This is a genomic window from Psychromonas sp. psych-6C06, assembly GCF_002835465.1.
GTDB lineage: Bacteria > Pseudomonadota > Gammaproteobacteria > Enterobacterales > Psychromonadaceae > Psychromonas.
Genome location: NZ_PIZM01000001.1, coordinates 595,043 through 608,347, shown reverse-complemented (window position 1 = coordinate 608,347; position 13,305 = coordinate 595,043). Strand labels below are relative to the sequence as shown.

At 37.2% G+C, this 13,305-nt stretch carries 8 protein-coding genes; 4 read left to right on the top strand and 4 right to left on the bottom strand.

Features of this window, described 5'->3' with window-relative positions:
- Positions 1-31: 31 nt before the first annotated feature.
- The 4 genes from dndB to dndE are packed head-to-tail and all read left to right on the top strand — an operon-like array spanning position 32 to position 5,147.
- Complete coding sequence (dndB, locus tag CW745_RS02705; protein WP_238596664.1) at positions 32-1,210, top strand: DNA sulfur modification protein DndB; 1,179 nt, start codon at positions 32-34, stop codon at positions 1,208-1,210.
- Complete coding sequence (dndC, locus tag CW745_RS02700; RefSeq protein WP_101106968.1) at positions 1,203-2,861, top strand: DNA phosphorothioation system sulfurtransferase DndC; 1,659 nt, start codon at positions 1,203-1,205, stop codon at positions 2,859-2,861. Before dndB ends, dndC begins: the two co-directional genes overlap by 8 nt.
- Positions 2,851-4,806 carry a DNA sulfur modification protein DndD gene (gene dndD, locus CW745_RS02695; protein WP_101106967.1) on the top strand — a complete coding sequence of 652 codons (1,956 nt, stop codon included), beginning with the start codon at positions 2,851-2,853 and terminating at the stop codon, positions 4,804-4,806. Before dndC ends, dndD begins: the two co-directional genes overlap by 11 nt.
- Positions 4,806-5,147 carry a DNA sulfur modification protein DndE gene (gene dndE, locus CW745_RS02690; protein WP_101106966.1) on the top strand — a complete coding sequence of 114 codons (342 nt, stop codon included), beginning with the start codon at positions 4,806-4,808 and terminating at the stop codon, positions 5,145-5,147. Before dndD ends, dndE begins: the two co-directional genes overlap by 1 nt.
- A 96-nt stretch (positions 5,148-5,243) precedes the next feature.
- Here the strand turns inward: dndE and CW745_RS02685 are convergent, their stop codons facing one another.
- From CW745_RS02685 to dptG, 4 genes are read right to left on the bottom strand one after another with little or no spacing between them, the layout of a single operon-like run.
- On the bottom strand, positions 5,244-6,293 hold the full coding sequence (locus CW745_RS02685) for a DGQHR domain-containing protein (RefSeq protein WP_101106965.1): 1,050 nt from the start codon (positions 6,291-6,293) through the stop codon (positions 5,244-5,246).
- Positions 6,290-6,937 carry a hypothetical protein gene (locus tag CW745_RS02680; RefSeq protein WP_101106964.1) on the bottom strand — a complete coding sequence of 216 codons (648 nt, stop codon included), beginning with the start codon at positions 6,935-6,937 and terminating at the stop codon, positions 6,290-6,292. The genes CW745_RS02685 and CW745_RS02680 overlap by 4 nt, the downstream gene beginning before the upstream one ends.
- Positions 6,938-6,949: 12 nt before the next feature.
- A complete protein-coding gene (gene dptH / locus CW745_RS02675) occupies positions 6,950-12,010 on the bottom strand; it encodes a DNA phosphorothioation-dependent restriction protein DptH (RefSeq protein ID WP_238596663.1) in 5,061 nt (1,686 codons plus the stop codon).
- Positions 11,991-13,304, bottom strand: coding sequence for a DNA phosphorothioation-dependent restriction protein DptG (dptG, locus tag CW745_RS02670; RefSeq protein WP_101106962.1), 1,314 nt, complete (start codon positions 13,302-13,304; stop codon positions 11,991-11,993). The genes dptH and dptG overlap by 20 nt, the downstream gene beginning before the upstream one ends.
- Position 13,305 lies beyond the last annotated feature (1 nt).

Here is a 13,305-nt window from a genome sequence, read left to right as displayed (position 1 = left end):
AAATGAGAAATAAATAAAGACATTTAACGTCATGTCACGTACATTACGCACTCTTGTTCTTACGAACAAGCATATATTTCGTAAGAACATGGATGATAAGTATTTTGAGGTTTTAAGTATGCAAACAATAGTATCGGGTACTTCGTTTCCTGCAATTAAAGGTACTCAGGCTGGTAATGAATATTACACGGTTATGTGCCCTCTAAAAAGGTTAATGAAAGTTTTTACTTTAGATGAAAGCATATTGCCTGTAGAGAAACGAGCGCAACGTGTTATTAATGAAGATCGAATTCCTGAAATTACTAACTACATCTTAGATAACCGCTATGGTTATGTGTTTTCTGCATTAACTGCTTGTATCGATGGTAAAAGTGAATTCATTGGCATAGGCGAATCTAAACACGAACAAAAAATTGGTACTCTTTTAATTGATGAAGATGCAGAAATCTATATCACTGATGGTCAACATCGAAATGCTGCAATATTAGAAGCATTAAAAGAGGATCCTTCATTAGCAAATGAAACTATATCTATTGTTTTTTTTGCAAATAAAACCCTTGCAGAGAGGCAGCGAATATTTAAAGATCTAAATCTATACCCTGTTAAAACAGATACTTCATTAAGCATTACTTACGACGATAAGCCTCATGCTATTTTGTCAAAAACAATCATATATCAAAGTAAAAACCTATCGAAACTTGTGCATATGGAAAAAAGCAACTTAGGCTCTCGATCCAAAAAATTAATCAGCCATAGTGCTGTAAATAAAGCAACAAAGCAGTTAGTTGGCAAAATCGATAAAGATAATTATCAGAGCCTAATTCCAATTGCATCTGAATACTGGGAAGAAGTAATTAAGAACATGCCAGCTTGGTTATTAGTATGCCGAGATGAAGTTTCGAGCAAAGAACTAAGAGAAGAGGGCATTCATGCTCATTCAGTTACTTTTCAAGCCCTCGGTATCGTCGGTTCATATTTATTGAAAAATGATAAAAATTGGAAGCAAACATTAATAAGGTTAAAACAAATTAATTGGGATAAATCTAACCAGGCAGACTGGGAGAGTCGATGTGTAGTGAATGGTGGTATGAATAATAATTCCCAATCAGCAAAGCTAACAGCCAATAAAATAAAGCATTATCTCGAAATACCGCTTAATGAAAAAGAACAAGCCGACGAAGAAAAATTACAAAGGGCAAGAAATGTCTAGCACAAAAAACCAATCTGCATTTACGAAAGTAGGCTTGAAAGAAACGATCAGAGATTCTATTGATCACGTAAAAACACTTTATAAAAGTGATCAGATACCATGGGTAATTGGTTACAGTGGCGGTAAAGATTCAACTGCAATTTTGCAACTTATCTGGTATGCCTTACAAGAGTTAAAAGAAGAAGGCGCGTGTAAGAAAAAAGTACATGTTATCAGTACCGATACTCTGGTTGAAAACCCCATCGTTGCAATGTGGGTAGGTAAATCTTTAAGTAAAATGAAAGAACAAGCTGATGAGCAAGGTTTACCGATTACCCCACACAGATTAACCCCTGCAGTCAAAGACCGATTTTGGGTTAATCTAATTGGTAAAGGTTACCCTGCCCCACGTTACAAATTTCGTTGGTGTACAGATCGCCTGAAAATATCACCTTCGAATACCTTCATCCAAAATATGGCCAACAAAAGTGGCGAAGCTATTTTAGTGTTAGGTACACGTAAAGCAGAAAGCACTGCACGTGCAGCGAGTATGGAGCGTTTTGAGAGTTCTGAAACTAATACTCGTAAAGCACAAGGTTTAACTGAAAATGACTCTCTCGAACGTGTTTGGGTTTATACGCCTATTGCAAGTTGGACTAATGATGATGTGTGGGTCTATCTCAACAGTATTAAAAATCCTTGGGGTTTTCCAAACCATGATTTAATGGGCATGTATCAAGGCGCAACTGAAGGTGGTGAATGCCCTTTAGTAGTTGATAAAAGCACGCAAAGTTGTGGCGATAGCCGCTTTGGTTGTTACGTTTGTACTATGGTATCTGAAGATAAATCCATGAATGCCATGATAGCCAATGATGAAGAAAAAGAGTGGATGTATCCATTGGTTGCACTGCGAAATGAAATTGAAGTCAATGATGCCAACCGCCATAAAAAAATAGAAAAGCTAAAGCGGGATAAAGCCAATCGAGACTTTAGACGAATGAAAGGCAATTTAACCGTGCATGTTTCAAAGCATGGTGCAGATTTAGTACCAGGACCTTACATTCAATCGTTTCGTGAACACCTGTTAGCTAAGGTTTTAGAAGCGCAAGTTGCAGTGCAACAATTAGGGCCAGAAGAAGTCAAAGACATAGAGCTATTAACGATAGAAGATTTAGAAGAGATCCGCCGTATTTGGCTAGAAGATAAACATGAAGCGGAAGACAGCGTACCTCGCATTTATGAGCAAGCAATTAAACAAAGCTACCCGGGTAAACAACGCGCGCATCACCCTATTTTAAATTTGGACGTGCTTGATAAGTTAAAGCAACACTGTAAAGAGCAAGGTGATGAAGATGGCCTGCTTTACCAACAAATGCGCTCTGTGATGTCGATTGCCAATAAGCACCGTAATCAACTGCGTCGTGCAAATTTATCAGAAGAATTAAACAAAAGCTTAGATAAAGGTGCATTTAATAGCTTGTTTGAAGCAAAGCAATTTGCCTTAGAGCGCGAGCGCCATCGTTTACAAATACATTTAAATAACTCTCCTAATCTCGATGAAGAAGATAAGAGAGCAATTGAAGAAAAAATTATAATGGTAACAAGATCTATTAAAGAACAAGGCTATAGCTCCTTAATTATTGAGACTGAGGAGTCAACCGATGATTATTAAACAGCTCACCATTGAAAATTTTGGTATCTATAAAGGTTTTCATGAAATCGATTTAAGCGTCACTAAAACTAAACCTGTTATATTGTTTGGTGGCTTAAACGGTGGAGGTAAGACGACCTTCTTAGATGCACTGCAACTCGTTTTATATGGTAAACATGCTAAATGCTCAAACCGTGGCGTAGAGGCCTTTAGCACCTATTTAGCTAATACTAAAAATCGTTATGCCGAGGCTAATGAAAAAGTAGAATTATCAATTACTTTTACTCACTCATCAGATACTGAGACAAAAGAGTTTAAAGTCGTGCGTTACTGGAAAGTTGCTGTGGAAACCCGCGATAAAGTTAAAGTGTTCTGTGATGGTGAAGAAGATCGCCATTTAAGCCAATACTGGGATGAATTCGTGAATGAGTTTATTCCCCTTTCATTATCAGATCTGTTTTTCTTTGATGGTGAAAAAATTGAAAACTTAGCACACCCAGACAGAAGCTCTGAACTTATCCGTACAGGCATTGAAAATCTATTAGGCTTAGATCTACTTAGCCAATTGCAAATAGATTTAGGCAATGTAGAGCGAAAACGTAAAAGCGCAAACCTTGATGACAGTGTCATGCAAAAAGTGAGTCTCTGTGAAGCCGAAATTGGCGAGCAAGGCATCGTGGTGCATGATCTACGTACCGATCTTGCCAATCTTGAACAACAAGCAAGTCAATATAATCTCAGCATTAATAAATCTCGTCAAAAAGTACGTAATGCAGGTGCACATTTAATCGAAGAGCGCGATAGCATTAAATTTGAACTTGGGGCCATTGAGCAAAAATTAAAAACCAATCAACACAATCGCGTAAAATTAGATGCTGGTTGTGGACCACTTTCGTTAGTCTCAAAGTTAATCAAGCAAACTAAAAAACAGATTAACCTTGAACAAAAAGCCACGCAGGCAAAAGTGATCGAGAGTGCTATTTATGAGTATGAGCAAACTATAAAAACGTCACTCACAGAAGCTGGTGTTGATCAAAAAGCCTTTGCCAAAGTAGCAGAAACCATGCAAGCACTGGCGAATGAACGCCAAAAAGTGGTTGGTACAGAGTGTTACCTTCATTCAGATATTGCGATATTTAATGGGCTAGATGACAAATTAGCAAACGATGCCATTGAGCGACAACAGTTTGCAGAAGAGCGAGCAGAGTTATTAGAAGCACAGGCCTTATTTGATAAAAAGCTAGAAAGTGTGCCTGATTATGAAACCGTACAACATCTGTTAAATGAGCTTGCTGAACATGAAGCGATGTTCAAAAATACACAAACTATTAAGAAGCAAAAAGAAGTCTTATTAGATCAGGCAATAGCCAAGTTAGATGTGTTGAATCAACGTTACTCAAATCTACTGACACAACAAAGTAAAGATACCTTTGAGCAGAAACGTGCAGGACAAGTTGCAGAGCATATTGGCAAGCTTAAAAACACAATGCAAAGCTTTGCTGAAAAGTTAGTGGCTGAAAACGTTGAGTACCTTCAATCTCATATCAGTGAAAAGTTTCATGCGTTATCGCGTAAAGAAAAACTCATAAATGGTATAACAGTTTGTCCTACTAGCTTTGAACTAACCCTGCTTGATAATAAAAACCAAGCGATGTCACCAAGCCGTTTATCAGCAGGTGAGCGACAATTATTGGCGATTGCTGTTTTATGGGGATTAGCAGAAGCATCAGGTAAAGAGATCCCAACAGTGATTGATACACCATTAGGTCGTTTAGATGGTAAACACCGTAATAAGTTGATTAACAACTACTTCCCAAATGCGAGTCAGCAAGTGATCTTGTTATCAACGGATGAAGAGATAAACGGACAGTATTATAAGCAACTCAGTCCAGCTATTTGCCGTGAATACCACATTCAATATAACGAACAACAACAAAGCTCAGCGTTCACAAAGGGGTACTTTTAATGGAACATACAATTGATACTATTCGCCTTTCTGAAAAGCAAAAGCAACAACTAACCACCTTAAAACGTAAAACAGGAATCGAAAACTGGAATGTACTTTGTCGGTGGGCACTTTGTATGTCGCTCGCTGAAGATTCAATCCCCCCTGTTGAAGATATTCCATCAGACAGCAACGTGGAAATGAGCTGGAAAGTGTTTGCCGGTGAATATGCCGATGTTTATTTAGCCGTGCTGCGTGAAGCGTATCAAAAACAAACTGCACACCTAGGAGGTGTGCAGTTTGGAGATTTTGTTAAGTTGCATTTGAATCGTGGGATTAGTTTTTATAATAAAAGAGATTAAACCCGCGTTCTTTACTTATAACTGACAGCCTATGGGAACTGTCAGTTTATATTTAAGCAAGTAACCCAACTTTGTTAAATTTAAAAAGTACTTTAGTCACACCCTTAATAGCCCTTTTTCAATGAGTTTGTGTAACTGTGTAACATTCGCTTCATTTGAGCCAAAGTGTTCCGATGTCAGGCTAATATTCTCCTCACTTAGAACAGTTTTGAAATTAGCGAACACTTCACGGAAGTAACTTTCAGAAAGATCTCCTTTTGATTTACCTTTCTTAAAGATAGCTGGAAATGCTCTTATAATAGCCCCAAAACCTATACCTTTCGAAAGGATTGATTCACTCGGGTTGCCCCATTCATCTCTAAACTCATGCCTTACAGCTGAAAATAAATTCAAGACCACTTTGAAAATTACGTCATCCTTATTTTCTCGGAAATACTCATTGAAAGGTAGATCTTCTATCGGAAGTTCTTCATCATTTTTTATTTTTATCAGATAATCATCTGGTTTCTTAGTGATTAGAGTAACAAGCCTTTTCACAAATGTTCCTTGTGACAATGAGGCATTTTCCCCTCCACCTTTTCCCAACATTTTCAAACGCCCGAAAAATGGTGATGATTCCATTTTATTCAAGCTGCGAGCAATTTCATGACATGTTTTTTGAGGGCTTCTCTTTTTCATGACCGCGAATAAATCATAAATTAGAGAGGGTGATACTCTAGTTTGCTTACTATTAATAATAGAAAATATATAAGCTTTTTGTTCTTCTGTTGCATCTTTTACAAATACTACCGGTAATTCAAATGCATCAATATTATTTGATGCTCTAAGACCTTTCAGCCTGTGTTGCCCATCTAAAACATCAGCTATTCCTGCTTCATCAGCTATTGTAACTGTATTATCTTTGTTAAATGTCAAATTTTCTGAATCAATTGCCATTATTACGGGGGTTGGGAATGTAGCATCAGGATCATTACAATAACTCTTTATTTCATCAATCCTTGGTTTAGAGTCCCCTCTTTGCATCCCACTCCCGTCTTCATCTCGTTCGTTTACGACCATTATTTTAGTAACGAATTTAGCAGGTAAGCTCAGCATATAAAATACCCCCGCTGGCTGAGTAAACTGAATGTAGTTATAGTTACTCATAGCTTTACTCCTGTCCCATCATGACTCAAAACATTTGCCGATTTACTTAAATTGCCAATTTCATAATTTTCTTTATACAAATAATCATCATTAACATAGTTTCTGTCTACTATAGTTCTAACTCTCAATTTACTCGCATAATTACCTGTATTTTCAAGAACAAGTCTCCATTGTTTCTCTAATGCTCTTTTCGGTGTTGCTACTAAAGCAATTTTTCCGTCAGCCTGTAGATCTGTAATAACTCCTAAACCAAACTCAATATCACCTTGTTTTTCGTCACATAGTATTATTGTTACTACGGCATCTTTTTGAATTGATATATCTTTATTTGGGTGAAGAATGATTTTCGCATTTTCGTCGTCATTAATCCCTGCAATACTCAATACAGGTGGTAATTCACCAATATTGAACTTTGAATTTACAAAGACGTTTAGATCCTTGAGTGCTAAATCTAGCGCAATTATGACAAGTATTATTAATGCGACGAAAAGCCACACCATAGCCCAGAAATTTGAAGCATTGAAAGTCCCCTCCATAGATACGCCGAATGTAGACATAGTTGTAAGTGCTAAACCTACAATGCCTATAGGTATTGAATAGCGTTTAATAAATGCTTCACTAAGATACTTTCTTTTATTATACATTTTAACCTCGTTTTAGTTTTGCTGGACTCTTGCACACTGTATTCTAACCAACTTACCTTCTGATTTAAGATAAGCATCCCCTTTACCATTAAGTACTTCCGCGCCTTGTTCATCAAGAATAACACGACTTTCAGTACCATTTTTAACTCGTAGTGCAAGTTGTGCTGGCAGGTTAGAACGTAAATTTGTGCTTATTACATCGCCACTTGGTTTTTGCGTGGCAATAATTAAATGGATACCGGCAGCACGGGCTTTTTGCGCTAAGCGCTTTAGCTCAGATTCAATATCCTTTTTCATGTCTTTATCTGATGTTAAATCGGCGTATTCATCAAGCACCAATACCCACCAAGGTATACGCTCTTCAGGTGTTACTTTGGCGTTGTAGTCTGGCAGTGAGCGTACACCCTGTGCTTTAAATTGTGCATAGCGCGATTGCATTTCAGCTACTGCTTGAGTTAACAGTTCTAGTGCGTCTTCATCATCAAACCCAATGCGCCCTATTAAGTGCGGATAGCGTTCAAAATCGTTAAGCTCGGTCCCTTTAGGGTCAATTAACATCAACTTTAATTCACTTGGTGTGTAATGCTCAACCATGCCATATAAAATAGTATTTAGCGCTTCTGACTTACCGCTACCGGTTGTACCACCAATAAGCAAATGTGGGCAATTTGAGGATGAAAAATTAAGTTTAATTACTTCGCCGAAGCGGTCTTCACCTAGTGGTACTTCAAGAGCGTTTTGTGGACGTTGCCAATTTGGCCAAATGTCGTTTTGGTCTACAAAGTAACGTTGCTCTTGGCTTTTAGGCACATCAATAGTGATACAGCCTTTATCGATACCAAAACCAATCTCTTGTTCTTGTTCTAGCTTTAACGCTAATTTAAGTGATTGGGACTTCGCAAATACATTCTCTGGTTTATCACCGAGACTGAGCCCGACTCTAAATAGAATAGAGGCTGGTCCCTCAATATAAGGTTCAACATTATCAGCTTTGAGCAAGTTAACTTTATGGCTGTAATAACAATCAATGATTGTTTGGTACATTGCTTGTAAATCTTCAACAGGCATTTTTTTACGTATTGAATCAGTGGCTACAACGTCTGCTTCATCAGTAGTCTTAGACGCGCTTTCTGAGTTATCTGTAGAATCTGATTGTTCGCTAATAGTGGTTTGTGTTGTGCTACCTAAGCTAACTAACGTAGTTAAATCTTCACTGTTTGTTGTAGAAGGCTCAGAATCCGTTACAACAAGATTTACCACAGGCTCCCTTTTTAAAATATATTGCTCATCGATATGATGTAACTTAGCAGGCGTTAAATCACCAAGTAACTTTTGCATTGGTGTTTTAATCCAATAACCCAAGTTATCTGCTGGTAGCTCTATCTTCAGAATATTTTGTATTTTCAAGAAAGAAGCTTTGGTAAAGTCAGTGTCTTCAACATTTACAAACAAAATACCTTCAGGATAATCTGTCAGTTCAACAAGTTGGTAATCACCTTGTAACCACTGCGCGCTATTATTCTCGATTCTATTAAAATATCCATCAGCATACACTTTATAGAGCTTGTACTTATCTATTTGCATCAGCACTTGGCGCATAAACAAACCACGGTACAAATGTCCCGCTAAATTTTGTTGCCCTAACAGCGCTTCAAAATAGCGTTTAAGCTCTTTAGTTTGCTCCACCCCTTTGTTATGCGTCTGGCGTTTACCCGTTTTTACCTCAACGGGTAAAAATATAATTTGCTGTTCTTTAAAACCAACAAAAAGAATATCGTCTGAAATAGCCCCTTTTTTGAAACCTTGTGAATGACGTGATAAATCACTGTCTTTCATATTTAAACCAAGGTTACCCGCCACTCTGACTATTTCGGCAATTGATAACGGCACCCAAGTAATGTTGGAATCTGCAACAAGGCAGTTAACATATTTATACGCACCAATAATACCGCGCTTTTCTTTTCGTTCATTGGCCTCTGCAGTTACTAAATTAAGCAACCATTCGCCATTGAATGCATTAAATTCTTCTATGATGCCACCTTGATCACTTTCAAGTACTTTATGATAAAGATCTGTCTGCTTGGTCACCGTTATTGCATCGTAGTTAACTGAGTTGGTGTAGTTATCTGAATAGTGGATCAGCACCATATTTTTTTGGTTTTCAAAAAACTCTAGCGTCACCTTTGGGTCGATAATGGTGGTCCAAATTGAGTTTTCGTAAGAGCGCTCAAGTAAGGTTTTGAAACTATCCTTGACTACTAATGCTTGCGATTTAGAGGCACTATATTCTTCATGCCTAAGCTTAGCGGGTTTTATCAACCCACTGTATTTAGCAATCAGTTTTAAATGTGGTGCACTTTCGATATCGACGCCTTGCAAACCAAAAGAGGTATAGTAACGACCATTTTTATTAGATGCTGATTCGCCCGGCATTAAACCATGACATACCACGCCACTTTCCTGTTTTAAGACATCTACGTCCGTCGCTTGAACACGTTCATTATTTTTGAAAAAAGACATGTGCGCATACGCTTGTTCTTTGTCGCCCTTACCATGCTCATACTTACTGTAGGTTAAACGTGTTCGTAGCAAGTCAACAATGCTATCGGCTTGCTCTCGAATAGCCCCTTTATTTAATTCACAGAGTACTTTAATTTCATCGTAGCTGGCCATATCTGCAAACTTATCAAACCAGCTATAGCACTCTGACTCATCATATAGATTGACATGAATATTGGTAACTTTGTCTTTTTTAAGCTTGATGTAATCTATTAAACCTAGGAACAACTCTTCATTTTTCTGATTATTAACCGAGTTAATGATCAGGGTTGTTTTACTGCCCGCTAAAAATAACTGTTTGAAGGCGGTTGTAAATTTCCCCACTTTGTCTTTAACAAGCGAGCGGACAAAGTCATAACTACTTTCTTGTTGCGGGATAAGCTTCGACCAAAAGACATTTTCTTTTTCAGCATGGTTGTATGAGAAGTCATGCTGAGGGTGATAAACAAACGGTAATAAGCCTTGGGCCGTTAAACGCTGGATAGTAACTGGTGGCAATTTTTTATAGCTGCCTGTTTCCAATTTATCGTTGGCGAGACTATTCGCTAAGTTGGCATTGTAAGCTAATACCATTGGATGGTAAGGGCTTATGTACTCCTGCTCTTCAAATTCAGCGAAACCAATATTAACCAGTAAGCTATGTTGATCTAGTAGCGGTGCATGATAGGGAATGTCTTCGATAGCGATTTGATAAACAGTAACTATTTGTTCAATCAAACCTCTTAGCTTGGGCCCCCATCCCGATAGACTTAAGAGTGTTTTATGAAATGCGAGATAATCGTATAAATCACGGTAAGCATTAAAAAGGTCTGGGTAATAAACTTCTATATCATGGAGTTTTATATCATTTTCAAGTGAATGTTTTGCAAGCAATTGGCTGTCGAGTAGCTCGGCTTCATTTTGCAATAATGTGAGTCGCTTGCCTTTCGGTGCAACTTCTTTACCGTCTAATAATACTTTGCTTTTACGGCGGTTATATTGACCAAAATATTCATCGTTAAATAGATGATTAAAGCGCCCTTGGTCTAACATAAGCGGAAAAGCCAGCGAGTCGGTTGCAACCTCACCTTCCACATTAAATGTTAATTGGCTTGTAGTGCCCTTTACCGTGAAGCAAACTTCGTCGGATTCACTGGCTAATTTTTTAAAATCAACAAAGCCCACGTCACTCGCATCAAACACTTGCTGGTTGGTGTTTAATACGCTGGTATTGGTTAAATCACTCACTTGTAAAGACTGATCATCCGTTTGCAGTGTTAACCACTGTTTAGAGGGTTCAACCAAGTAGGTATGCTTGAAACCTTCTATATAAAAATCAGTTTTACCAATCACCAATACTTTAAACTTATGCGTTTCTTTTGGCTTGTCCGTTTTAACCTGAAATGTAAAGTAACGTGCATTACCATCAAAGCTACTGGTTAACACTGCACGACTTCTTATACCGCCGGGATTCTTTATTTCTATATTGACATCTTGCTGGTTTTTATTGTGTTGTATCTTACAGTAACTGTCTTTTAATTTTTGATTCAAAAAGCACAACTCTAACTCGAAGGTATGCTGTTCAGGCTCAAGTAGAAGTATTAAATGACGTTCTCTTGCACCCGCCCCTTTTTCTGACTTCGCTTTACTTAATAAATCAATATAAGGCGCTTTTTCACTTTCAAGTTCAAGTAGATTTGTTCTGTTTTTTTGTTGTTCTGCAAAACACAGACCAAGATCAAGCTTACCTTTATACTGCTCTACATCTTCACTTGGAAAGTTTTCTTTTATAAATTTTTCACTGAAATCAAGCGAGGCTAATTTATCTTCTAATTCATTGGGGAAATGATGTGTTATAAAATCAAGTTTTTCACTTAGTTCTTTATTGTCTTTTAAACGATCATTAATTTGCTCTCCATCCCAGCCCCCTTCTGTAAGTTGATCATCGTTTAAAAGACCTAATTCATGAAACTGTAAATCACCATCCGCAATTGCATAATACAGTTTTTCAAAACCAAACATGGTTGCGCCGTCATCAACAATATCGTCGAAATAAAAATCGAGTAAACATTCAGAGATTTTTGCATTTTGATCTTCCTGCTTAATCTCAGCAAAAAGCAACTGCTTGATATTTTTAGGGTGCCAAACAAATTTAGGCTGCGCGACATCCTCTGTAGAATTTATTAACGTATCAAGCATTGAATTATGAATAATTAATAACGCAGTGCCTTTAAATTCCCCCTGTTGAGAAGATATTTCATCGCGTAGATGCGATATAAAGTTTTCAGTAAAGCCATTTTCAGAGTCGCCATGATAGACAGGTAAAAGCTTCGTACTACCATATTGAAGTATCTTTAACTCAACACCTTTAATTGAAATGCTGCTAGTAGAAGAATCAACAAAAGCATTATAAAGCGCTTGCCCTTTATCACTATCCGATGTTTTAAATTGGTAACGATAACCTGCTTTTAAATTTGTCTCAGCCCAAGTATTAAAGTGTGTTACTAAAAACTCTTCAAACTGTTTTTCTAACATATACTGCATCCCCACTATCACTCATTCTTTCAACATTGCCCATACGCTCATAAAAATCGATCAAACATTGCTGACTTTGTTTATCGAAAAAGATACCTCTTGCTTCAAACTCATCAAGCAGCTCATGAAGGCGTAATTTTTCCTTTTCACCAATTGCTAAATTGGTTAGTAATACAATGTAATCTTGATTGAAGGTGAGCACTTGCCCTGCACGACCACGACGTTGAATAAAAGGGTCGCAAATATTGCCTAAAAGACCTTTTCTCACCGTATCGTTGAATGTGGTTAAACCACCTTTACCTTTCTCAAATTGTGCATGTGCTATATCGAGTAATTGTGCTAACAGTTCATTATTATCGTTGGTGTTAGTCCAGTTGAGCGGTTTTTTATACCATTTACGTTGATGGCGATCTTCTACGAAATCTTTACCGAAATCATTTAACTTACTAATATGATCGTCTGTTAAACCTTCAAATAGTTGCCAAATAGGCTTAATATCACCTTTTTCTTGTAACGTTTCATTCATCACTAGGTATGGAAACAGGTACTCAAGGTACTCGTTTAGTTGACCATAACCATAATTTTTAACTTGTGAACGCTCATCACTGGCTTTTTCATTATCGATGATGAAATAGCAGGGTTTACTTGTTGGCGCTCCATTGCTCCAATTTTTTATATTAAGGGCCATTTGAGAAACATATAAAAAACCATATAAGCGAATAAAGGCATTAAAATTATTTAATAGGTATTGTGGCCTCTTGCTAAGGAAGAGTAAGTCTTGCTGAAAGAGTTCCGTCAGGAAAGGTAGATAAGGTGTTTCTTCATTCTCCCTCGCTTTACCTTTTCCTGTCTCATAAAAATTATCAAATTCGGATTTAATTTCTTTTTCTAAAAAATTAAGGTTATTTTCGGCTGAGCTAGGTACATTAAAACCATTTAGCAAACCGAGGTACATATCACCTAACTTTTTACTGTTTGTATCTATCTCACCTTTTACTGCTTTAAAAATTAATAACTCAGGAGAAATTTTGAAAATTTGTTCATGTTCAAAGTACATTTTTTCTAGTACAAGCCAAAAATCAGGTTCTTCTTCTATTTTTGGAGATAACCTCTTTTTACATAGCTCTTTAAAATCATCAACAGTAATTTTTTTTACTTCTTTTCCATAAAATACGCGTACAAAGTAACCCAGTACCGTATCCCAACAAAACTTGTAATGAAGGCTTTTAGTTCTTAAAGGTAGGTATGTACTCAGTTTATTATTTGCTGGTATATCTAGTTGCTCTTTTATCATT